This is a genomic window from Bradyrhizobium sp. IAR9 (assembly GCF_013408065.1).
Lineage (GTDB): Bacteria > Pseudomonadota > Alphaproteobacteria > Rhizobiales > Xanthobacteraceae > Bradyrhizobium.
The window spans coordinates 1-1,501 of the sequence record NZ_JACBZW010000033.1 but is presented as its reverse complement, the minus strand read 5'-3'; the positions used below and the strand labels follow the sequence as shown (position 1 = coordinate 1,501).

Sequence of the window (1,501 nt, the reverse complement as noted above, 5' to 3'; positions counted from 1 at the left end):
TTCGAGCAGGTGGTGGAGATCGTGCAGCCGCCCCGGGCTCTTGATCACACGCCGTTGTTGCAGGTGATGCTGGCCTGGGAGAACAATGCGGTTGGAGCATTGGACCTGCCGGGGCTGAGTGTCGAAGCTGCCGGGGACGAGCTTGATCAGGTCGAGTTCGATCTGGAGCTGAGCCTTGGCGAGCATGGCGAGGAGATCGCCGGAACGCTGGGTTATGCCACAGCGCTGTTTGATCGCGCGACGATCGAGCGGCAGCGTGGTTATCTGCTGGCGCTGCTGCGGGCGATGGCTGCCGATGCGCGGCAAGAGGTCCACCGGATTGAGCTGCTCTCGACTGCCGAGCGCACGTATCTGCTGGAGGAGCTGAACCGGACGGCGGCGCCGTATCCTGCGGAGCGGTGCATCCACGAGCTGTTCGAGACGCAGGTGCACAAGGCGCCGGATGCGGTGGCGGTGGTCTGCGAAGATGAGCGGCTGAGCTATGGCGAGCTCAATGCGCGGGCCAACCGCCTGGCCCATCAACTGATCACCCTCGGCGTCAAACCTGGGGATCGCATTGCCACTCTGCTGGACCGCTCCGTCGCTCTTATGGTGGCGCAGCTGGCGATTTTGAAGACCGGCGGCGTGTATGTACCGATCGATCGCGCCCTTCCGTCGGCGCGACAAGAATTGTTGATGGCCGATTGTGCTGCACGCTTGGTGCTTTGCGCTGATGATCTGGTTGAGGCGACGATACCTGTTCGTGCTATTGAGCCGCTCATAGCTGAAACGGGATGTAGTTCCGATCCTAGGCTGGCGTTGAGCGCTGAAACTGCCGCTTACGTCATGTACACCTCCGGCTCAACTGGCCTTCCCAAAGGAGTTGTTGTTCCTCATCGTGCCGTCAACCGGCTCGTGATCAACAGTGGGTATGTGAAGATCGATGCAGGAGATCGGGTGGCATGGGCTGGCAATCCCGCCTTCGACGCAAGCACATTCGAAGTATGGGCGCCGCTGCTTAACGGTGGTTGCATTGTTGCCATGCATGCCGCCACCGTCAGGGATACTCCTAGTTTTGCCCGGGCGCTTGAACAGCACCGGGTGACGTCACTGTTTCTAACAACAGCATTATTCAACCAATATACATCATCGATTGCTCCGACGTTGGCGCAGCTGAAGTACCTCCTTTGTGGGGGTGATCGCGCTGATCTTGCCTCATTTCTGAGATTGCTGAAAGAAAAAGGTCCTGTACGTCTCATTCACTGCTACGGGCCCACCGAGACGACGACCTTCGCAACTTTCTGGACTTGCCCGGCTGATTGCAAGGGGGCAGTGGCCCCGATCGGGCGTCCAATCGCCAACACGCGGGTTTACCTGTTGGATGGCCATGGCGGGCTGGTGCCGTTCGGCGCGGTGGGCGAGCTCTGCATTGGCGGGGCGGGAGTGGCACGGGGCTACCTGAACCGCCCTGAGCTGACAGCCGAGCGGTTCATCGCCAGTCCGTTTGTCGAGGGCGATCGGC

General features: G+C 60.6%; 1 protein-coding gene. It reads left to right on the top strand.

Going from position 1 to position 1,501, the window contains the following annotated elements:
- Positions 1–1,501 (top strand): AMP-binding protein (locus GGD67_RS39005; protein ID WP_179740339.1); only part of this gene is annotated, 1,501 nt, incomplete at both ends.